Source organism: Agarivorans sp. Toyoura001, assembly GCF_005405585.1.
Classification (GTDB): domain Bacteria; phylum Pseudomonadota; class Gammaproteobacteria; order Enterobacterales; family Celerinatantimonadaceae; genus Agarivorans.
On record NZ_BJEQ01000001.1, the window covers coordinates 53,362 to 75,260 of the forward strand.

Below are 21,899 nucleotides of genomic sequence, written 5' to 3' on the forward strand. Positions count from 1 at the left end.
TTCACTTATGCTAAACACATGCACTCGTTAGAAACTAAAAGCGATATTGAAAGGCCATATTCACTCCACCAATTTTTGCATTGTCACTGTTCAAACTACTTAGATACTCTAAAGTGATGGCGCTACTTTTACTCAAGGCATAATGACCACCTAAACCAAAACTCATCCCAGATTCTGTACTAGAACCGACATTCTGTTGATCGAGTTTAGCGCTTGAGCCGCCCAGTAAGCCGTACATAGCTATTTGCTCTGTTAGCGGAATATTCCCCTTAACCAATAATGAGGCCAGCCCGTCTATTGATATACCGCCGGAACGACCAGTAGATACACCATAACGACCTTCTACAGCTAAGTAATCGTTGAAGTAATGGCCGACTTGAGCTTGTAATACCCACGGCTTGCCTTCTTGACTAGAAGCACCTTCAGCGGTGTATTCTGCGGAGGTATACGAGAAAATGGCTCCAGCATATGTATTAGCTTGAGCGCTAGTGCTGATAGATAGAAAAGCGAAGATTGAAAATAGAATTTTTATACATTTCGACGTAAACACGAGCTTATCCCTACACTCAGCTAATAACCGGGCGAGAGTATAACACAGCAAAATTTACGTTAAACCGAAGAAGGCAGCTGTTACTTTAGATGGAATCTCAATCAAGCCTAATAATTCAACTATTATTCATTGTTAAAACAATAAATTACATAACGGTACAGCTTTACGAGGCGGTAGGTTTAATTGATTTAAATTTGATACAAAGCAAGTATAAAGAGTATCGATAGGTTAAATATTAGTCTTTTTATCCAACGATTTAACGCAGTAGAAACTTTCTATATCAGACACAAGTGAATTGAGTGACGCTAATGGGAAGCTATTTATACCCGCCGACGATTCGCGTCCCCCACCCGTATCGTACTTTGCACAAATGTCACCAGCGCCATACTTTTTACTAATTGGAGACCGCAGGCTAACCACTGAAGTATCACTATTGCGTTTTGTTAATATTAAATGTGCTCTAGATGAGTCAGAATTTGCTAGTTCATTGCCCAAAACACCACTTACCCTTCTAGCCCAGCTTGAATTGGGTAAAATAACTACTTTTAAACTAGAAGACTGATAATGAGGAGAGACACTCTTAGCTAAAGACATGTCTTGTTCATAGGCTTTTTTAAGCTCACGAAAAGGCGAGTTTGGATCAGTTATTACGTCAAATGGAGAGCAATATGAGCTTAACAGACTAAACAGCTCCGCCGGCGCAAAGTGAAGGTCTTCAATACTTGAACCATAGCCATTATAGTTAACCAATACACCAAGTTCTTTTAGTTGATTTCGCTGCTCTTTATTTAAGCCCTCTGCCTCGGCAAGCTCATTAGCTTTAGCAATCAAATTGTCGCCGTAAGCTGCCGCAATGGCCCAATGGCGATACTTACCTTTTAGCTTTGCATCCACCAGCAATGCAGTACACATGTCAGCGCTGGTATCTATTTGAGCAGAAAGATTATCGTGCTGAGGAATATCACCAGCACGGTGATGATCGAAATACTCAACCTTCGCGCCAAGGTCTAAAGCTTTCTTTAGGCCAGCTTGGTTTTTCTCCATGGATATATCTAATACGGTCACTTGATCAGCTGTTTTAAACTCGAAGTCATTCATCAACTGATTATCTCGTTTAACTCCAGTGACCAAAATACTGTCTTTAGGCTCATTCAAGCGCAGTTGAATCAGAGAGATAATCCCGTCCGCATCACCATTAAATATATCTATATGTCTCAACAGAAGCTCCTTACAATCAGCCTGTAGCTTAGGCTTTAATAATGCCAGCGCTTACTAATGCGGCAACAACATACTCGGCGCACTGTTCTATAGACTTGCCATCTGTGTTTACATGCACATCCGCCAGCTCTGGCGCTTCGTAGGTGGAACTTATACCGGTGAAGTTTTTGATCTCACCACTGCGCGCTTTTTTGTACAGACCTTTTGGGTCTCTTTGCTCGCACACTTCTAAAGGTGTATCAATAAATACTTCGAAGAACTCACCAGCATCGAGCTGGTTTCGAACTAAGCTACGATCAGCCTTAAAAGGGGAAATAAAAGCAGTAGAAACCACTAAACCCGCATCAACAAAGAGCTTAGCCACTTCACCAATTCGGCGAATATTTTCAACTCTGTCAGTATCAGAGAAACCTAAGTCTCCATTTAAACCATGTCGAACGTTATCACCATCAAGCACGTAGGTATGAACACCACGTTGATACAACAAATAATCTACGGCATTAGCAATGGTTGATTTGCCAGAGCCACTTAAGCCAGTAAACCAAAGCACGCAAGGTTTGTGGCCTTTTTTCATTACACGCAGCTCACGATTAACGCTATGGTTATGCCAAACTACATTTTCACTTTTGATGTCCATGTTCACCCTACTCAATTCTATATAACTAACGGCCTATAATGGAAAGACCATTGGAACCAATGTTAATACTACTGCGCCATATACAACAGCCACAGGAAAACCTAATTTTACAAAGTCTCGCAGGCTATAGCGCCCTGCGTTGTATACCATCAAATTTGTTTGATAGCCGTAAGGACTCACGAAGCTGGCACTAGCCGCAAACGCTACTGTCATTACAAAGGTCATGGGGTTAGCGCCTAAGGCATTAGCTAAGCCATAAGCCACAGGAAACATCAAAGCAGCCGCTGCGTTGTTAGTCACCAGTTCGGTGAATATCCACGTAAGCAGATACAACATAAACAAGCTAATAAAGATCCACTGGCCGTCTATACCACCATTAAAAGCGCTTTCTAAAAGCTCTACCAAACCTGCGTTATGCATCGCTTGCGATAACGCCAAGGCTGAGGCGACTATCAACCAAATTTCTTTAGGGAAACGCCTCACTAATTCGCTAGGCGTTAAACACCTAAAAAAAATCAAACCACCGAGCAACAGCACCATAGCTTTAAACAAACTAATTAAACCTAGAGCAGCACTGCCAACAGCAAGTATAAAGCCACCAATGGCTATAATTTCAGAGAGCCCATTTAAGCGAGTATCAGGCTCAACGCCACTCACTACAATAAAGTTCTTCGCTAAATTGGTTCTCGATTTAAAATCGCCACCCACCGCCAATACTAAAAAATCACCCGCTTGAAGCGTAGCTTCACCAAGCTTACCGGATACTCGCTCTCCATCACGCTTGATAGCCACTACAGCAGCATCGAACCGCGCTCGAAAACCCGCACCTTTTAAACTTTTACCTACCAACATACTTTCCGGTCGAATAACCACTTCAGTTAGATTCGACCCTAATAAGCCGTTTGAATCAGCAAAAGTTTGAAGCCCCGAGAATTGGTTAAGTTGCATCACTTTAGTCACGTCGCCACTAAAGATTAAACGATCGCTTTGTTGCATCACTTCGCTAGGAGCTACTGGGCTAATTAATTTTCCATCTCGAACGATTTCGACTAAGAATAATGACTCTAAGTGGCGTAGGCCGTTCTCTTCAACACTTTTACCAATGAGTGTTGAATCTGCTTGAATTTTTGCGTCAATAAAATAACGATGGTAATGATTTTCTTCTCGTTTATGGTCAGGCAAATAACGCGAGAAAAAGGCTAAGGTGATGCCGCAGAAAACCACTGCCACTAAGCCAATTAAGGTAAAATCAAAAAAACCCAAGCTTTCGCCAGTGCTCTCAATTAACAGACTATTTACGATGAGATTCGTCGAAGTACCAATCAGAGTTAGTGTGCCACCCAGGATAGCTGCGTAAGACAAAGGTAACAATAAGCGACTGGCGCTGTGATAAGGGTTGTTACGAATAGGGGCTAATAGCGTTGCTACAACGGCAGTATTATTAAGCGCGGCTGATGACAACACCGTGGTTGAGAACAGCCTTATCCAAGTAACACGTAGTGAAGGTTTAATAATGGATGCGGCCAACACCCTCAGTAAACGGGTTTTTTCCAAGGCAATAGAACACAGCATCAATAGTACCAAGGTCATTAAGCCTTGATTAGATACGCTATCAAGAAGTTGCTCGGTACTGACTAAGTCCAGTACAAACAGCAACAGCATTACCCCACCAAATATTTTAGCGGGGTACTGCTGATAGCGTATTAAAGACGCAATGGTGCCAACGAAAATCACCGCCACCATTATTGCCTGAATGCTCATTACTTAAGTAAATCGCTTAAGTCTTTAGCATCCCAATGTGGGAAGTGTTTGCGAACCAAGGCGTTAAGCTCTAGTTCAAAAGCAGAGAACTCATGCTGTTGGCTTGCTTCTTCTAAGTTACCTTTGGCTTTTATTACACCAGCACCCACAGTTACATTAGAAATACGGTCGATAATAATGAAGGAACCCGTCCCTTTAGCCACATTGTAAGCGTCAAAAGCGACCTGTTGGCTGAATTGGATTTGACATACACCAATCTCATTCAAACCTAAACGCACAGCTTCCTGTTCATCTAAGGTATTTACGTCAATTTGGTGTTCAATTTTAGCCACAGAGCCAGACGTTGTTTTAGATGCTAGTTTAAAATCATACTGTTTGTTAGCGATAAGCGGCTCTTCAGCCATCCACACTATGGTAGCTTCTGCACTGCTCGCTACCCAAGGTTTATTATTGCTATGCACCAGCATGTTACCGCGGCTAGCATCAATTTCATCTTCTAGGGTAAGCGTTACCGCCATTGGCGCATATGCTTCTTCTAACTCGCCGTCAAAAGTAACAATGCTTTTAACTTTTGAGGTCTTACCCGATGGCAGCGATGTTACTTCGTCACCTTTGCGAACAACACCCGAACTGATTGTTCCGCAAAAACCACGGAAATCTAAATTAGGGCGATTGACATATTGCACAGGGAAACGGAAATCATCGAAGTTTTGGCCCGCGCTAATAGGTGCCGACTCCAACATGCCCATCAAGGTTTCGCCATGATACCAAGCACTTTGCTCACTACGCTCAACTACGTTATCGCCATTAAGCGCCGAAATAGGCACGAACTTAATGTGCTCTATGTTTAGGTTTTCTGCAAACTTTTGATATTCGGCTTTAATTTCTTCAAAACGCGCTTCTGAAAACTCAACCAAGTCCATTTTGTTAATAGCTACAATGACTTGCTTAATGCCAAGAGTTGAAACAATAAAGCTATGACGACGAGTTTGAACCTGCACACCGTAGCGAGCGTCAATCATCACAATAGCTAAATCACAGTTAGACGCACCCGTAGCCATGTTGCGCGTGTATTGCTCGTGCCCTGGAGTGTCGGCAATAATAAACTTGCGTTTATCAGTAGAAAAATAGCGATAAGCAACGTCGATAGTAATGCCCTGCTCTCGCTCAGACTGCAAGCCATCAACCAATAGCGCTAAATCAAACTCACCATCAGTGGTATTAAACCGCTTAGAGTCATTTTTAATGGTGGCTAGTTGGTCTTCAAAGATCATCTTTGAATCATGCAACAAGCGACCAATTAAGGTGCTTTTACCGTCGTCTACGCTACCGCAAGTTAATAAACGCAGTAGTTGCTTTTGTTCGTGCTGTTGTAAATACTCTTCAATATCTGAAGCAATCAGTGCTGATTGATGAGACATGTTTCCCTCACTTTCCTAGTTATTTACTAGGCTCATAAATTCTGTTCTAAACACGCCAAACGTTTGCTTGGCAAAAATGCTGCTTGGTACGATTAACTAGACAATTACGTTAAAAGTAACCTTCCATCTTTTTCTTCTCCATTGAGCCAGCACTATCGTGATCAATCACACGGCCTTGTCGCTCAGAGGTTTTGGTCAGCAGCATTTCTTGAATAACTTCTTGCAAAGTGGTGGCTTCAGACTCAACCGCGCCGGTTAATGGGTAACAGCCTAAAGTACGGAAACGCACCATTTTGTGCTGTATTTCACCCTCTTCTACTGGCATACGGTCATCATCAACCATAATCAAGGTGCCATCACGCTCTACAACGGGACGCTTTTGAGAAAGGTAAAGAGGCACAATGTCGATATTTTCTAAGAAAATATATTGCCAAATATCCAGCTCAGTCCAGTTAGATAGTGGGAATACACGAATACTCTCGCCCTTATTCACTTTTGAGTTATAGGTGTTCCATAGCTCTGGTCGTTGTGACTTTGGATCCCAGCGATGGTTTTTATCGCGGAATGAATAAACACGTTCTTTAGCGCGAGATTTCTCTTCATCGCGGCGTGCGCCACCAAAGGCTGCATCAAACTGGTATTTATTGAGGGCTTGCTTCAAGCCTTGAGTTTTCATCACATCGGTATGCACAGCACTACCATGCGTAAATGGACCAATGCCCATTTCCATACCCTCAGGGTTTTTATGCACTAACAATTCAAAATCGTATTTTTTTGCCATGTGGTCGCGAAACTGGATCATTTCTTTAAATTTCCAGTCGGTATCCACGTGCAGCAATGGGAAAGGTATTTTTCCTGGGTAAAAAGCCTTGCGCGCTAAATGAAGCATTACCGCGGAGTCTTTACCCACAGAATAGAGCATTACCGGGTTGTCAAATTCAGCCGCTACTTCGCGAATGATATGGATACTCTCGGCTTCTAATGCTTTTAGATGAGTTAAATTATAATTTTCCATTTAGTCTTCAGCTCTTAGTTCGTTATATCGTAATCGAATATAAAACAAGCTCAGACTAACTGATAAAGCTAGCCACTACTAGTAACCGCTCTATAACATTATGCTACTTTTAATAACCTTGTATTCTAAGCGAACTCCTTAAACTGGCTAATCACGCTTAGGAAATATGCAAATGAGGTAGAATTGATGAGTAACTTGGCCGTGTAGGAAACCGATAAATCTAGAACTTGTTGACTCTAGCTTACCGGAAACAATTTTAGGTTTATTCGATCATCAGCGAGGTTTTTGAAACGTAAGCTAAAGCCGATATCAGAAAGTTTACTAATCGACTCCAGATAGTGAGCCTCGGCATTCAAGCCTAAAGCTAAACCGGGGTGGGCGGTATTAAACGGCGCTGGTGCGTCTAACAAACCAGCATTGGCAAACAATACTTGGTCATGTCCAATAATGCCGTACAAACAGGCGACAGGAGCGCGTAAATCTGCCGCTTTAATGATTCGATTTAAGTTACTTAAGGCTTCACTGGGTTGTAACGCTGTGGGGTCGTTGACTAAAAAGCGATTCCACATGTCTTGGAAAAAGCCATTAATGATCACGGCAGCGACTACGCCTTCATCGCCCAATAAACAAATATCTACCACCAAAAAGCCTACGTGGTTTTCATCAATTTGCTTAATAATCGGGAATAAGGTTTGGCCTTTTAAGCGGTAATGGCAGAAAAAACCAATCACTTCCTGAGTCGCTTCTGGCAAAATCTCTCGTAACACTAAACTCGCTTGAGCATCATTGGTTTTGAAATGAACTTTATGTTCATCGAACTCAGCAAACTCCATTTGCAAACTATGGTCATCAGCCATTGAGAGATTAGAGAGAATGGTATGAGTAAGTTCGTTAAAGTCAGTTAAGGGTTTAACTAGAAAATCACAGGCTCCCAATTGCAGTACCTTTCGCAAATCGGCCATGGAGCTTTTTCCAGAAATAACCACAACGCTACCGTTGTAATTATCTAAGCGCTGCAGTAGCTCAACCCCATTCATACGGGGCATCATGAGATCCATCAAGATAATATCGTAGTGCTGCTGAGCAATTGCGTCTAAAGCTTGTAGACCATCTTCAACAACCCCAACCATTGCACCCTGCTGGGTTAAAAAGGCAAGCAGCTGCTGACGAAAAACAACTTCATCCTCAACAACCAAAATAGAAATCCCATACAGTGGATTATCGTCCCGCTGTTGCATTCCCCGTAAACTTCCCTTTATTAATTAATAAGTTAGTAAGAGACCAATGGTCTAATCAGTTGACTATATAAGTAAATTGTAAATAACGCTAGTTAGCGAGTTCAAAATTTATAACTTATCGAGAGAAACCATGAGCCATCAAATAAAGGTAAACACTAACACCCAGCATAGATCGCTTTCTCTGTAACTAAGCAACTGGTTGATACCATAGCTTAGTTAATATTCTTCGATCTCATCCAAATAATCTTCTAAAGCTGAATCTATGTCTTCTTTAGAACTGGTAGGCGGTTTACCGTTATAAAAACGATATAAACGATATTGCAGGTAGGCATCTTTTACGAAAGTATAGCTGTCGAGGGAGTTGTCTAGCAAAGGTTCTTGTTCAATGACCGATGCACGTTTATAGAGACCATCTAAGCCCCATTTAATCACTTGTTCTGCAAAAGTTAGGTTAGTCAGCGGCGACGCAAATGCATCAACCCAATCACCCACTTCTTTCCGCACAGTGGTAGGCCCGAGCACTGGCAACATCACGTAGGGGCCTTCAGGCACTCCATAAAAGCCCATCACATCGCCAAATTCTTCGATGTCACGCTTTACTCCTGAGCGGCCCATCAAGTCAAAAACACCAAAAATACCAAAGCTAGAATTAAACAAAAAGCGAACTAGATTATTAGAGGCGCGTTCAACTTTGCCTTGCAATAAATGGTTGGCAAAACTAGCGGGTTCTTCCAGGTTTCGAATAACGTTATTCATCGCTTCGCGTAACCCAAAAGGAATATACTCTGCGTAAACGTGAGTTACGGGTCGGTAAAGCGGTTTGTCTAAATAGTTATAATTGAAGTTCCACATGCTTCGATTGAAGCTTTCAAAGGGGTCGGAAAAATCTTGATAAGGTTCCGGAAGCTCTTCAACTTCATTTGCTGATGTTGAGAATGCAGTTGAAAAAATAGCGCTAAACATCGCAAAAGCTATAACAACACTACGCACCCAGTGCCCCTTCCTTGGTCTTGTACTACTCGCAAAACTAAACAGTGATAGCTAGTCGCGACACAAATAAAAAAAGGTTGCTAAGCAACCTAAGTTTATTATGGCACTGATAGTCTAATGTGAATAGTAAAAACTATTATTGCTTACAGTATTAATACAAAGTTATAGCTGGGTATCAATGACTAACTGTATTGGGCTATCACCACCTTGAGATATAGCAGAAGATTTTCCTTCCCAATCACCATCTGTAGTTTGTACATTATTGTCATACGACAAACGCGCGGTAATGTAGAAGTCCCCTTGCTGCGACAACTTCAACCCTTCCATCATGCTATCACTGTCGGATAAGTTCACCGTAACAGGGAAGCGAGGGTGAGCAACCTTCTTAGCCGCTAAAGGCATCGGCGGGCCATTTACCGATTTAGCAAACACAAACAAAAAGCTAGAGTCTGGAACTGCTAAACCATCTTTAACATCAACGGTTATACTGTAACTAGGTCCATTTGGAACTACTGGGTCAACACTTACAACTTCAGCTGGCTCAGCTTGCTGCTGGGCGGCAATTTGTCCCTTAGCAAACTCGATGCTTTGTGCAAGCATTTGGTAGCGTTCAGAGTCTACATCAACCAAACCTTGCATTGTTTGCCAGCGATCTATCGCTAACTGAAACTGTTGCTGCTCTAAAGCCATAAATGCATATAACGACCATAACTCTAACTGGCTCGAGTCTTTTTGTAAGGCTAGCACCAAAATTCGCTCTGCTCTTGCCGCTTGATTTGGCTCGCCGCTGTAGAACAAAGACTGAACATACACCGCTACGATATTGGCGCTGTTAGAGTCACGCATATAAGCTTGTTCTGCAGCGTCCATCATAATATCTAAACGATTAAGTGCTTGGCCAACTTTTGCTAACAAAAACCAACCACGAGTATCTGAAGGATCGTTATGCAATTTAGTTCGCAAGCCCAGTGCGAAATTCGACAAGTCTTGCTCGGTTACTTCCCCTCCCTCACCAAGTAACACTTTATTACTTAGTTCGGGCATTTGTTGAACAATGTCTTGCCAATCTTGAACTTGTTTTGAACCGCCCAGGCTTGCATACATGCCAATAGATAAAGCGATAATAAACACCACACCAGGAATTGCTACCCAAGCTGATACATGAGATTGCTCTTTGGCTGTTTCCTCAGGAATATCGTCTAACAAATTGTGCTGTAGTTCACTCACTAGCACGTCACTGTCTTCGGCTAAACCTTGTTGGTTTTCTTGCTCAATTTCAACTAAGCGGTCTTTATAGAGAGTTTTATTTAACTCAGTTTGGGTGACCGACTTCGATTGTCTTTGCTTCCAAAGCGGCAACACTATTATTGCTAAGGCTACAATAGTAAGAACGGTGGCAGCTAACCAGAATACTGTCATTATTTCTTTTGCTCCGTTTGTTTAAGCAACTCTGCTAGGCGTTGTTGTTCTTGTGAATCTAACTCTGGCTGAGCGCTTTTTTTACGCCTGGCTAAGCGCCAAACCGTAAAGCCACCAATAAAAATAATGCCAATAGGAGCTAACCAAAGCGTTAGTACTGCAGGTGTTAGTGGTGGGTCGTAACGAACAAAATTGCCATAACGCGCCACCATATAATCTAATACTTGCTGTTTATCACTACCCGACTTCACCATTTGATAGGTCTTTTCTCTTAAGTCTTGGGCTAAACCAGCATTTGAATCAGAGATATTATTGTTCTGGCACTTAGGACAACGTAGCTCACGGGTTAATTCCCTAAAAAGCTCTTCTTGCTCTGGAGAATCAAACTCATGTGCTTCAATCGCAGCATTGGCCACTAGTGGCACACAAAAACATAAGGCGACCAGAATACTTCGTAGATGTTTATTCATCGTTACTCCAAGCCACTAAAAATAGGACCGAGGGTTTCTTGCCAATTACGAGCGTTTACGTCGCCCACATGGCGATAACGAATAACACCTTGGCTATCAATAAAGTAAGTCTCAGGTGCACCGTATACCCCTAAGTCGAGAGCGAGTAAGCCCTTACCATCGTACAAGTTCACTTGATAAGGATTGCCTAATTGCTCTAACCACTTAATTGCTTTGCTTCGGTCGTCTTTGTAATTAAGGCCGACAATTTTTACGCCTTGTGCCGCTAACGAATTCAAGAAGGTATGCTCAGCTCGACAGGTTGGGCACCACGTTGCCCACACATTCAACAACAGAGGCTGCCCTTTAAAAATAGCAGCGTCATGTTGTTTGTCTTGTTGATAAATATCCTGCAAAGTGAATTGAGGCACTGGCTTACCAATAAGTACCGACTCAAGCTCTGTGGCATCGCTATATAAACCGCGATATAAAAACACCGCCATAAACAAAAATGCGATCAGCGGCAAAAGAAAATACATCGCGCGTTTGTTCACCTACGACTCCTCCGCTAATGCTTTAGCTTGAGCAGGAGTTTTGTCACTCAACTGCTCTTGTTTCACTTTAAAGCGGTAACGTTTATCCGCCATAGCAAAAATGCCGCCAATAGCCATAATGATAGAGCCTAACCAAATCCAACGAATAAATGGCTTGTAGTACAAGCGTACAGCCCACGCACCTCCGGGCAGTTGCTCACCCATTGCGGCATATAGGTCTCGCCACAAGCCGGCGTCAATGGCTGCTTCTGTCATCATATTACGCTGCACACGGTAGAATCGTTTTTCTGCGCGCAAAGTGGTAGCAAGCTGTTCGCCTTTGTATACGTCAATCACCCCAACGTGACCTTCATAGTTAGGGCCAACTAAAGGGTTAACTTCTTTGAAGTGGAAACGATAGGCAGCGAAGGTAACTGATTCACCCGCCTCCATGCGCAAATCGCGTTCAATACTGTAATGGCTAGTCATGGAAACTCCAATGACCGTTACAGCCAAACCCAAATGGCCTAATACCATTGCCCAATGAGAGCGACTAAGTACCTTAACGCCTTTCATAAAGCTGTGGCGATGCGTTGCCCGTAAATACACTTCTAGGGCGGTACAAGCAATCACCCAAAAAGATAACACTAAGGCCATATAGGCTAAGGCATAAAATTTTGGCGCAAGCATTACCAGCAACAGTGCCGGAACCGCTAAACTAAACACAGCAATAAGGCTTAAAGACTTTTTAAGTGGTCGTATATCTTGACGTTTCCATCGCAGCAACGGGCCAATGCCTAAAGCCAAAGCAAATGGCACAATCATCCAGCTAAACATTCTGTTAAAGAACGCTTCACCAATAGAAATACTGCCTAAGCCTATCTCTTTATGCACTAGCGGCAACAAGGTGCCTAACAACACCACCACTAACGCCGCGATCAACAGGATATTGTTAATCAACAAAAAGGTTTCTCGAGAAAACAAGCTATAACTACCACGGCTTTTAACTTGAGAGCCGCGAATAGCGAACAGCAATAATGAGCCACCAATTACTACCAACAAAAAGCCTAGAATAAACAAGCCACGAGCTGGGTCACTAGCAAATGCATGTACCGATACCAATACTCCTGAGCGAACCAAAAATGTTCCTAATAAACTGAGCGAGAAGGCTGAAATCGCCAGCAATACCGTCCACGATTTAAACACCCCTCGCTTTTCGGTTACCGCTAAAGAATGCAACAAAGCTGTGCCCACTAACCAAGGCATAAACGATGCATTCTCTACTGGATCCCAGAACCACCAACCACCCCAACCGAGTTCGTAGTACGCCCACCAACTACCTAGCGCGATGCCTACAGTTAAGAATATCCATGCGGCCATTGTCCAAGGGCGAGACCAGCGTGCCCAAGTAGAATCTAAACGCCCGGCGAGCAGTGCCGCAATAGCAAAAGCAAAAGCTACGGAGAAACCTACATAACCCATGTACAGCAGCGGCGGATGGAATATTAAACCAACGTCTTGCAATAAGGGGTTTAAGTCTTGTCCATCAACCGGAAAGAACGGCAATGTTCTATCAAATGGATTTGAAGTAAGCAGAATAAACAAATAGAAACCAACACAAATCATGCCCATAACTGCAACAACGCGCGCCACTGCATCTAAAGGCAAACCACGGCTAAACATAGCCACAGCAGCGCCCCAACCAGCTAAAATCAATGCCCACAACAATAGTGAGCCTTCGTGTGCCCCCCAAACTGCAGATAGTCGGTAATACACGGGCAGTTGACTGTTTGAGTTATTAGCCACATAAGCGACGGAGAAATCATTAATGGCAAATGAGTAACTTAATACCACAAATGACAAGCCAACAAAGGCGAATTGCCCCAAGGCCAGTGGTCGCGCCAACTTCATTAAGGCCACGCTATTTTTACTGGCGCCCCATAAGGGATAAACGCTTTGTAAAATAGCCAGAGTAACCGCCAAAATTAAGGCGTAATGTCCAAGTTCCGGGATCATAGTTCCGTCTCTAGTGTCCAGAGCCCTGAAGTTGGGCCTCTGTATATTCGGGTTTAAAGTGTTCCATTCCTTCTAACGCTTCTGCCACTTCCTGTGGCATATATTCTTCGTCATGTTTTGCTAGTACTTCAAATGCCGACACGGTGTTCGCGTCTACTAACTCACCTTGGGCCACAATGCCTTGCCCTTCGCGAAATAAATCTGGAAGTATGCCTTCATAAAGTACCGTAACAATCCCTCCGCCAGCGTCACTAAGCTTAAAGCTAACTTGTAAACTAGTTTGTGAGCGTTCCACCGTGCCTGGTAGCACCAAGCCACCGATACGTAGCCGTTGGCCGACCTCAGGTTTCACTTCTTGTTTGCCTTTGCCTTTCACAAGCTCAGTAGGTGTGTAAAACAAATCGATGTTCTGCTGCAAAGCAAATAGCAGTAAGCCGATTGACGCCCCCAATCCAAGTACAATGGCCAACACAATGGTTAAGCGTTTTTTACGTCTTGGGTTCATAAGCGTTCAGTTACCTCTTTTGCTGCTTTTACGCGTTGTTGGCGAGCCGATTGGCGTGCCACCGATTTAAAAATTGCATTACGTTTAACTATGCTGTCTACCACAATGGCGATCATGGCTGCAGCACTAACACCAAACGCTAGCCATACATAAAATGCATAGCCGCCCATGGCTAAAAAATCACTGACTGATTCAAATTGCATGGCGTTCAACCTCTAGCCTGAGAGTGGCGATTAATAAGTTGTTGTACCCACGGTCTACGTTGCTCACGGCGTAATAGTTCTGTTCTAAACCTCACTAAACTCACAGCGCCCAAAAAAAACGTAAAAGCAGCAATGTTCAGCAACAAAGGCCATAACATGTCCGTATCTATTGAGGGTTTATCAAATTTGGTAATGGTTGCTCCCTGATGCAGGGTATTCCACCACTCTACTGAGTAGTGAATAATCGGCAGGTTAATAACACCCACCAAGCTTAAAATGCCTGCCGCTCTGCCGGCCATGGTTTTATCTGAGAACGCGTTATATAAGGCAATGACACCCAAATACAAAAACAGCAAAATTAATTCAGAGGTTAACCGCGCATCCCATACCCACCAAGCACCCCACATGGGCTTACCCCAAGCGGCACCGGTGAACAAAGCAATAAATGTGAATACCGCCCCTACTGGCGCAACAGCGGCTACGTACATATCCGCTTGCTTAATCTGCCAGACTAATCCAATAAAAGCAGCCACGGCCATAGAGGAATATGCACCCATCGACAAAATGGCTGAAGGTACATGAATATAGATGATACGAAAGCTATCGCCTTGTTGATAATCTGCTGGAGCAAAGGCTAATCCCCACACCAATCCAACAGCGAAACAAACAACGGCAAACACACTAAACCAAGGCACAAATTTACCGGCTAATTGGTAACTGGCTTCAGGTTTTGCGTAAGGATGTAACCATTTCCACATAATGGTATTTACTCTCTCACTTAATTAATTATATTTAGTTAATACTAACTTTTAGCGCGGCAGCGGTAGCAAAAGGAGCCAGTGTTAAGGCCAGTAAACTAATTGCCCCCATAATCGCTAAATGCCCTGCATAGGGCAAGCTTAAAGACGCAGCCTCAATCGCAGATGTCGCAAAAATAAGCACCGGTATGTAAAGCGGCAAGATAAGTAAGCTGAGCAATACTCCGCCTTTGCGTAAACCTACCGTTAACGCCACCCCAACCGAACCAATTAAACTTAAGACCGGCGTACCTAACACCAGGGTATAGAACGTCGCTTGAAAACTTTGCCACTCTAGAGACAGCAATATTGCTAACAAAGGCGATAACAGCAAAATAGGTAAGCCAGTAATCAACCAATGCGCGACAATTTTCGCTAAAGCAATCAAGGCCAACGGCGAGCCACCAATAATCATCTGCTCTAAAGAGCCATCGGCATAATCATCGCGAAACAAGCGTTCTAAGGATAATAGCGAAGATAACAACGCAGCAACCCATAAAATTCCGGGCGCTATTCTTGCCAATAACAAGGGCTCAGGGCCTACAGCGATAGGAAACAAAGTAATAACAATTAGAATAAACCACAATGGGTTTAGCACATCTGATTTTTGGCGAAAAGCGGCCAACAGTTCGCGCTTAATGACGGTGATGAAAACCTGCATTACACCACCTCTTCAAAGGCGGGTTTTATCTCTAAAACTCGATAACGCTCAGCAGCAATATTTAGTTCCTGGTGCGTGGTAAGCAACACCATTCCACCCGATTTAGCATGTTCGAGTATCACTTGCTCAAGATACGCTACACCCTGTTTATCAATTGCAGTAAAGGGTTCATCTAAGATCCACAGCTTACGTTTTACCAACCATAAACGTGCTAACGCTACGCGCCTTTGCTGACCAGCAGAAAGGTGGGCAACTGGCTCTTCTTCTAAGCCCGCTAACCCAACTCGAGTTAACAAAGCATAGAGTTGCTCTTGCGCCAAACTTTGCCCGGCTAAGCCCAAATAAAACCTGAGGTTTTCTAGGGCGCTCAATTCTGCTTTCACCCCTGCATGATGGCCTAAATAAAGGCAATCTCGATGATAGCTGTCAGCATCTTGAGAAATAGAATGATCTTGCCAGAAAATTTCACCTCCTTCAGGACGAGAAAGCCCAGCGATAAGCCGCAGTAAACTAGTTTTACCTGCCCCATTTGGGCCAGCTATTTGCAGTATTTCTCCTGGGAGTAAGGTAAAAGACAGCCCGTCAAACAATACCCGTTCTTCCCTTACACAACACAGTTCACTAGCTTTAAGCATCGATCATCATTTTGACAAAATAATTGCCTTGGATGTTACCACAGCTAACCATTAAATCTAACTTAGCCAGCTAAATTAACCTCATGCTTACAGCGCTTTGCAAGCTAAGTAACAAATATTCAAAGTTTATTTTAAGACCAACGAGTAAGTTAAAGCTCGCACCGAAAATATAATAATCAGCTATGGATAAATTCGTTTAAAACAGCACTATTAGTAATAGGAGCTGATTAGATAGCCACAAGGTGGAGTGTTGAAGACTAATCAAACGGAAGTAAACACATTAGCTCCGTTTGAAATATTAGTTGGTGGTAAATTGATTTAGGCTAAAAAAGTTGGCTAGAATCTAAGCCGACAAGTGCCTCTAAAGTCGCAATTATCAGAGCAGACCTGAGCCACTAAAAATAAAGCTTAGCTTACTTGGCCTTTCATCTTGTTACGCAAGCTAAGCAATAATTCAGCCTCAGCTTTTGGTAACTCACATTCGCGCATTACTTCTTCTAGATCCGCCCCTAATTCCACCAATTTAACAGCGCGTGTATATAACTTACTGTCTGGGTCTTGCGATTGAATTTGAGATGTTCGCAAAAATGCTTGTTCGACTTGATCACTCTGGCGCTCAAGCTCTTTTACTAAAGAAGCGTTGGCAACATGCAGCTCTTGCAATTGCTTTTCAATAACTCGATGAGTCTTAAGAAGGTTTTTAGTCACCGTTTCTAAGCTGAGCATTTTGTTTTCACTTGCTTCAGCTTGCTGCCTTGCCTTACTAAGGAGCCAGAAGGCCCCACTAAGGCAAAGCACTGTTACCACTAGGGCAATAAGATTAATCCAATCCATTTATAGTGAGCTTACTTCGTCCCACTCTTCATCTGAAAGCAACTTGTTTAAATCCACTAGGATTAACAATTGACCATCACGATTACTTACGCCTTGAATAAATTTAGCACTTTCTTCAGTGCCTACATTTGGCGCAATATCAATTTCCGAAGAACGTAAATAAACCACTTCTGCTACGCTATCCACCAAAATACCAATCACTTGAGATTCAGCTTCAATAATAACAATACGGGAATTCTCAGTAATGTCTGATGACGGCAAACCAAAGCGCGAGCGAGTATCAATAACAGTAACCACGTTACCACGAAGATTGATAATACCGAGTACGTAGTTTGGTGCGCCAGGAACAGGAGCAATCTCGGTGTAACGCAGCACTTCTTGCACTTGCATTACGTTAATTCCATAGGTCTCACTTTCTAGTTGAAAAGTCACCCATTGTAGTACTTCATCTTCGGCAATATTTTCTGCGATATTACGCTGCTCGCTCATCTGCGTGTCCTTTTTGTTGTTCGTGAGTCCAATCGGATCTCGCAACTCATATATTCAGTATATATCATATGTTATAAAACTAAACGGCAGATTTTCCTACTCTTTCCACTTAAGAAACCTAGCCGTGTCTCACTATTTTATTGCCCTTCGATATTCACGCCTTCGCTCAGCATTTTCTGTAACTCTTCTACGTGAACCAAAGCACACATTTTTTGCTTAACCATTCCCGCTAACCAACGTCTGGAACCGGGTTCCGAACGCCACTTAACATCGTCTCTGGTAAGGCGCTCGGTACCAAACAGCTTTTCACAACTTAAGCCCCAAGCAGTTTCCCCAAGCATCACTAAATATTTGTAATCGGGTTCAAAAAGCTGATTTGGCATCACCCATTTTGCGGTATCAACCACCGATAACTTTTGTTCTCGCTCAATCATTATGCCCGAGAACCAATTTGGCTTACCAAACAAGGGGCTCACCTCGGATATACGGTGAATACCACCTAGCTCGGTTAGCGGAACACCAAAAGTCACTCCAGCTACTTCAAAGAATAGCACCTGAAAATCATTTTCAGTTTCTATATTTTGCCATTCAGGCGGAACTGACTCAGACGCTGGTTGAAACTCAGTATCTACCAGAGTTTCAACATGCTGTTCTTCTTCAACAACTATTTGCTCTTTAGCTTCTTGTTGTTCTTCAACTTCTGGAGCTTGTTCGGGAATCTCTGCAATCGGCAATAAAACCGGTTTGGCTTCGGCAACAGCAGCAACTCGCAGCTCAGCTTCTTCGAATAATTTAGCTAAAGGTTTTATTTGCGGCTCTGGTGGATTGGCTACTTCAACAATAGGTTCAGCATCTGCTTTTTCAGGAGCTTGATTAGGCTCTGTTAACAAAGAGTCGAAATAACTGCCTAATGCTTCTTCCATCATTTTGTCGCTATTCATAGCAGCCCCTGCTCATCGGTCATTTGCTGCAAGTGAGCCAGCAAGGTTTGATAGGCAAATACTCCACGACAGTTTTTTATATGGTATGAAGGCGGCGCGTGACGCAAGCTGGCATCTCTAAACTTGGTATCAATTGGAATCACTGAGTTCCAGATATTCTTAGGGTAAGTTTCTTGTAGCTCTTTTAATGCACTTAGCGAAGCGCGGGTTCGTTTATCGTACATGGTAGGCACTACCGTGTAACGCAAAGGCTCTGGGCAAGAACGCTGCATAATGGCGAGGGTTTTCACCATACGTTCTAAACCTTTAATGGCTAGAAACTCTGTTTGCACTGGCACTAACACTCGGCTACTGGCGGCTAGCGCATTCACCATCATTACACCTAACACTGGCGGACAGTCAATTAAAACGTAGTCGTATTGATGCTCAATTCTAGCCAAAATACGCTTAAGAATTAGGCCCATACCTTCTCGCTGCCCTAGCACTTTATCCAAGGTTGCTAAGGCCATACTGGCGGGAATTAAATCAAGATTATCAAAAGAAGTGGCCTGAATACTGTGGGTTACCATTGCATCGTCAAGCTGGGTATTTTGGTAAAGCTCGTATAGGGTTCCTTGCACGCTATCTACATCAAAACCCAAATAGCTAGTTAACGATGCGTGGGGATCGGTATCAAGCAATAACACCCGCTTACCTTGCTGAGCTAATAAACCGGCAAGCGAAATCACCGTGGTAGTTTTACCTACACCGCCTTTTTGATTAGCAACCGTCCAAACTTTCACCTATTCTTCCTGCCTTGTCGTAAATCGAACGCCACCGCCCTCAATGGGCACGGCTAACATGGTATCACTATCGGGTTTTCTTAAGGGCTTTTCTAGCTCTTCACCCGCTGGAACGTCTATTTGTTTAGCAACCACAGGCGGTTCCCATACCTTACTCGACAACGCGATAACAACGCGTCTGTTTTGTCGATTGCCTTGAGCCAAACCTTCAGGTGCGTACTCAGCAAATGCCTCTATCGCCATTCTAGCGGGAGTAACTCCGCGGCTTTGTAACTCACGTAATACTCGTGTAGCCCTTGCTGCCGAAAGCTCCCAATTGCTTGGATAAAGTTCACTATCTATACTCGTCTCATCAGTATAACCACGCACTCGAATAAAATTATCGATATGTTTTAGCCGATCAGCTAGTTGATCGATAACTTGCGTTGCTGGTTTTAATAAATAAGCACTACCGCTGGCAAAAAACAAACGACTGTCTAATTCGATAGTCAGCCACTGTTCATCATAACTTATTACTATATCGTCGCTTTTTAGAAAATCTTTAAATTCGTAGACTAATTGCTCGGCTAATTCTGAAAATTCGTCTAATGCGGGATTACGATCATTCTCACTGAAATGAACAGGCGTTTTTTTAGCCGGAGAAATACCATCCAGTATGGATTGACCAGAGAACAATATACCTTCTTCATTATTAGCAGCACTGTTTGATTCAATAGGTAAAATCGCTGAATCTGACTCCTCGAATAAGGCAATGGCTTGCTGTAAGCGCTGTTGCAATTCGGGATATTCGTTTTCATTGGCAATAGCCATCGCATACAAGACTACAAACAATGCAAACATCAACGTCATGTAATCGGCGTAAGATACTAACCAACGCTCACTACTAGCCTTGGGTTTAGCGTGAACCGCATAGCGGCGTCGCATCTTAAGTCAACTCTTGAGAAAATGCGCTCAAGCGGCGCTGGATTTCAATACTACTTGCCCCTTCGGCTATCGACACTAAACCGGCCAAGGTCATTTCTTGATAAATAGCGCGCTCGCTTGCGACTGCTCGCAATTTATTAGCGATAGGTAAAAAAACAAAGTTAGCAAAACCAACGCCATAAATGGTGGCCACAAAGGCGACTGCGATGCCTTGACCTAGCTGTTCAGGGCTGGTTAAAAAGTCCATGGCCTGAATTAAGCCTAACACCGCCCCTAAAATACCAACAGTTGGGCAATATCCGCCCATGGCTTCAAATACTCCGGCTTGTTTTTCTAAACGGTTTTGTTCTAAGTCGATAATATCTTCTAACGATTGTTTTAGCTGCCTTGGCTCTGCACCATCAACCAACATTTCTAAACCACATAAACTAAAAGCATCAGCTTGTTGGTGTTTTTCTAAAACAAGATAACCATCTTTCCTAACAATATGAGACCAATCTAAAATTTGCTTGAATTGGTGATTCAATGTCAAATCGCTTGATTGCCAGACTTTAGGAATAGACTTAATTGCTTGAGTAAATTGAGATGCCGGGGTTTGTAGCATAACGGCTCCAACAGTGCCGCCAATAACAATAATAAATGCATGCAGGTTAACTAAATCTGAAAGGTTTCCGCCCGCAAAAGTATGACCAAACCCAACAGCAGAGAACGCAGTAAATACGCCTAAGATGCTAAGTTTATCCATTCCCTATTTCCGCAACGATCGCATCAGAAAATTGCTCTAGAGGCATTTGCTCAGAAGCAAGACCAGCGCTAGCCACCGCTTGAGGCATACCGTATACCACACAACTGGCTTCATCTTGCGCCCAAATAGTTGAGCCGTTTTCTTTTAACAAACGACAACCATCTCGGCCGTCGGCCCCCATTCCAGTAAGGATCATCGCCAATACATTGCTTTGATGACTTTTAGCTAAAGAGGCAAAAGTAATATCCACACAAGGTTTATAATTTACCTTATCGTTACCTTCGATGATGCGTAAGCGACCATATTGACCGCGCCCTTCTACCAACATTTGTTTGCCACCCGGTGCTAAATAAGCCCAACCAGGTCTAAGTTCATCGCCGTCTTCAGCCTGTTTTACATTAATCCGTGACAAACTATTTAAGCGTTGAGCAAAAGCAGCGGTAAAGGTGGCAGGCATGTGCTGCACCAACAAAATCGGTTTTGAGAAACCAGCAGGAATCGAGGTTAAGATGGTTTGCAGTGCAACTGGCCCCCCCGTAGAGGTGCCAATAGCAACTAACTTATAACGTTTACCTGAAGGTTTAAACCTTGGGCTAACGCTTGCACGTTCTGTGGCCTGCGGAGGGTTAGCATTGCTAGCTCCTGATGAAACAGGAGTTCTTCGCTGAGCCACTGCAGGACGAGTTGTTGCCGGCGCTGCCGGGCTAGCGGTTCTTCTTGCGACCACTCGGCGCCGTGCAATAGCTTTCACTCGCTGTTGCAATAAACTAACGGCTTCTTCTCTATCACGCGCGATGTCTTCAAACTTTTTAGGGATAAAGTCTAGCGCACCAGCTTCAAGCGCATCTAAGGTAGCTTTAGCGCCATCATGCGTTAAAGATGAAAACATTAAAACGGGCGTTGGGTTTTTAGCCATGATTTCGCGAACAGCGGTAATGCCGTCCATTACCGGCATTTCTATGTCCATGGTAATCACGTCGGGCTTTAGCCGAGCAACCATATCAATAGCTTCTCGGCCATTTTTAGCGGTATCAATAACTTCAAGCGTAGAGTCTGCGTTGATTATTTCGCTAACTCTACGTCTGAAAAAACTTGAATCATCAACTACTAATACTTTTATTGCCATTCTCGGTTCT

The 21,899-nt window shown here is 43.4% G+C and carries 24 protein-coding genes; all 24 read right to left on the minus strand.

Features of this window, described 5'->3' with window-relative positions; translation table 11 throughout:
• Window positions 1-34: 34 nt before the first annotated feature.
• The 24 genes from FFR00_RS00270 to FFR00_RS00385 all read right to left on the minus strand — a co-directional run bounded on the left by FFR00_RS00270 (window position 35) and on the right by FFR00_RS00385 (window position 21,889).
• Complete coding sequence (locus tag FFR00_RS00270; protein WP_137671367.1) at window positions 35-550, minus strand: outer membrane beta-barrel protein; 516 nt, start codon at window positions 548-550, stop codon at window positions 35-37.
• 228 nt (window positions 551-778) lie between these two features.
• Complete coding sequence (locus FFR00_RS00275) at window positions 779-1,768, minus strand: DHH family phosphoesterase (RefSeq protein WP_137671368.1); 990 nt, start codon at window positions 1,766-1,768, stop codon at window positions 779-781.
• Between the two features lie 28 nt (window positions 1,769-1,796).
• Complete coding sequence (cysC, locus tag FFR00_RS00280; RefSeq protein WP_137671369.1) at window positions 1,797-2,405, minus strand: adenylyl-sulfate kinase; 609 nt, start codon at window positions 2,403-2,405, stop codon at window positions 1,797-1,799.
• Window positions 2,406-2,438: 33 nt separating this feature from the next.
• A complete protein-coding gene (locus tag FFR00_RS00285) occupies window positions 2,439-4,166 on the minus strand; it encodes an SLC13 family permease (RefSeq protein WP_137671370.1) in 1,728 nt (575 codons plus the stop codon).
• A complete protein-coding gene (gene cysN, locus FFR00_RS00290; RefSeq protein WP_137671371.1) occupies window positions 4,166-5,587 on the minus strand; it encodes a sulfate adenylyltransferase subunit CysN in 1,422 nt (473 codons plus the stop codon). Before cysN ends, FFR00_RS00285 begins: the two co-directional genes overlap by 1 nt.
• A gap of 109 nt (window positions 5,588-5,696) precedes the next feature.
• Entirely contained in the window at window positions 5,697-6,602 is a 906-nt protein-coding gene (gene cysD / locus FFR00_RS00295) for a sulfate adenylyltransferase subunit CysD (RefSeq protein ID WP_137671372.1), read from the minus strand.
• 236 nt (window positions 6,603-6,838) lie between these two features.
• Window positions 6,839-7,840 carry a response regulator gene (locus FFR00_RS00300; RefSeq protein WP_137671373.1) on the minus strand — a complete coding sequence of 334 codons (1,002 nt, stop codon included), beginning with the start codon at window positions 7,838-7,840 and terminating at the stop codon, window positions 6,839-6,841.
• Window positions 7,841-8,056: 216 nt separating this feature from the next.
• Window positions 8,057-8,830, minus strand: coding sequence for a VacJ family lipoprotein (locus tag FFR00_RS00305; RefSeq protein WP_137671374.1), 774 nt, complete (start codon window positions 8,828-8,830; stop codon window positions 8,057-8,059).
• A 162-nt stretch (window positions 8,831-8,992) separates the two neighbouring features.
• Window positions 8,993-10,249: a c-type cytochrome biogenesis protein CcmI gene (ccmI, locus tag FFR00_RS00310; RefSeq protein WP_137671375.1), complete on the minus strand. Its 1,257-nt coding sequence runs from the start codon at window positions 10,247-10,249 to the stop codon at window positions 8,993-8,995.
• A complete protein-coding gene (locus FFR00_RS00315) occupies window positions 10,249-10,719 on the minus strand; it encodes a cytochrome c-type biogenesis protein (RefSeq protein WP_137671376.1) in 471 nt (156 codons plus the stop codon). Before FFR00_RS00315 ends, ccmI begins: the two co-directional genes overlap by 1 nt.
• A gap of 2 nt (window positions 10,720-10,721) precedes the next feature.
• Window positions 10,722-11,252 (minus strand): DsbE family thiol:disulfide interchange protein, encoded by a 531-nt coding sequence (locus tag FFR00_RS00320; RefSeq protein WP_137671377.1) that lies wholly within the window; start codon window positions 11,250-11,252, stop codon window positions 10,722-10,724.
• Window positions 11,253-13,247, minus strand: a complete 1,995-nt coding sequence (locus FFR00_RS00325) for a heme lyase CcmF/NrfE family subunit (RefSeq protein ID WP_137671378.1) — start codon at window positions 13,245-13,247, stop codon at window positions 11,253-11,255.
• Window positions 13,248-13,257: 10 nt separating this feature from the next.
• Window positions 13,258-13,752: a cytochrome c maturation protein CcmE gene (gene ccmE / locus FFR00_RS00330; protein WP_137671379.1), complete on the minus strand. Its 495-nt coding sequence runs from the start codon at window positions 13,750-13,752 to the stop codon at window positions 13,258-13,260.
• Window positions 13,749-13,955, minus strand: coding sequence for a heme exporter protein CcmD (gene ccmD / locus FFR00_RS00335; RefSeq protein WP_137671380.1), 207 nt, complete (start codon window positions 13,953-13,955; stop codon window positions 13,749-13,751). Before ccmD ends, ccmE begins: the two co-directional genes overlap by 4 nt.
• 5 nt (window positions 13,956-13,960) lie before the next feature.
• Window positions 13,961-14,713 carry a heme ABC transporter permease gene (locus FFR00_RS00340; RefSeq protein ID WP_137671381.1) on the minus strand — a complete coding sequence of 251 codons (753 nt, stop codon included), beginning with the start codon at window positions 14,711-14,713 and terminating at the stop codon, window positions 13,961-13,963.
• Window positions 14,714-14,747: 34 nt separating this feature from the next.
• Window positions 14,748-15,413 (minus strand): heme exporter protein CcmB, encoded by a 666-nt coding sequence (gene ccmB, locus FFR00_RS00345; protein WP_137671382.1) that lies wholly within the window; start codon window positions 15,411-15,413, stop codon window positions 14,748-14,750.
• A complete protein-coding gene (gene ccmA, locus FFR00_RS00350; RefSeq protein WP_137671383.1) occupies window positions 15,413-16,048 on the minus strand; it encodes a cytochrome c biogenesis heme-transporting ATPase CcmA in 636 nt (211 codons plus the stop codon). Before ccmA ends, ccmB begins: the two co-directional genes overlap by 1 nt.
• Window positions 16,049-16,456: 408 nt before the next feature.
• A complete protein-coding gene (locus FFR00_RS21850) occupies window positions 16,457-16,882 on the minus strand; it encodes a DUF2802 domain-containing protein (protein ID WP_137671384.1) in 426 nt (141 codons plus the stop codon).
• A complete protein-coding gene (locus FFR00_RS00360) occupies window positions 16,883-17,371 on the minus strand; it encodes a chemotaxis protein CheW (protein WP_016401689.1) in 489 nt (162 codons plus the stop codon).
• Window positions 17,372-17,508: 137 nt separating this feature from the next.
• Entirely contained in the window at window positions 17,509-18,312 is an 804-nt protein-coding gene (locus tag FFR00_RS00365) for a chemotaxis protein CheW (protein WP_137671385.1), read from the minus strand.
• Window positions 18,309-19,094, minus strand: coding sequence for a ParA family protein (locus FFR00_RS00370; protein WP_137671386.1), 786 nt, complete (start codon window positions 19,092-19,094; stop codon window positions 18,309-18,311). Before FFR00_RS00370 ends, FFR00_RS00365 begins: the two co-directional genes overlap by 4 nt.
• Entirely contained in the window at window positions 19,095-20,018 is a 924-nt protein-coding gene (locus tag FFR00_RS00375) for a flagellar motor protein MotB (RefSeq protein ID WP_137671387.1), read from the minus strand. It lies immediately after the preceding gene.
• A 1-nt stretch (window position 20,019) separates the two neighbouring features.
• Window positions 20,020-20,763 (minus strand): flagellar motor protein, encoded by a 744-nt coding sequence (locus FFR00_RS00380; RefSeq protein WP_137671388.1) that lies wholly within the window; start codon window positions 20,761-20,763, stop codon window positions 20,020-20,022.
• Entirely contained in the window at window positions 20,756-21,889 is a 1,134-nt protein-coding gene (locus tag FFR00_RS00385) for a chemotaxis response regulator protein-glutamate methylesterase (protein ID WP_137671389.1), read from the minus strand. Before FFR00_RS00385 ends, FFR00_RS00380 begins: the two co-directional genes overlap by 8 nt.
• Window positions 21,890-21,899: the final 10 nt, after the last annotated feature.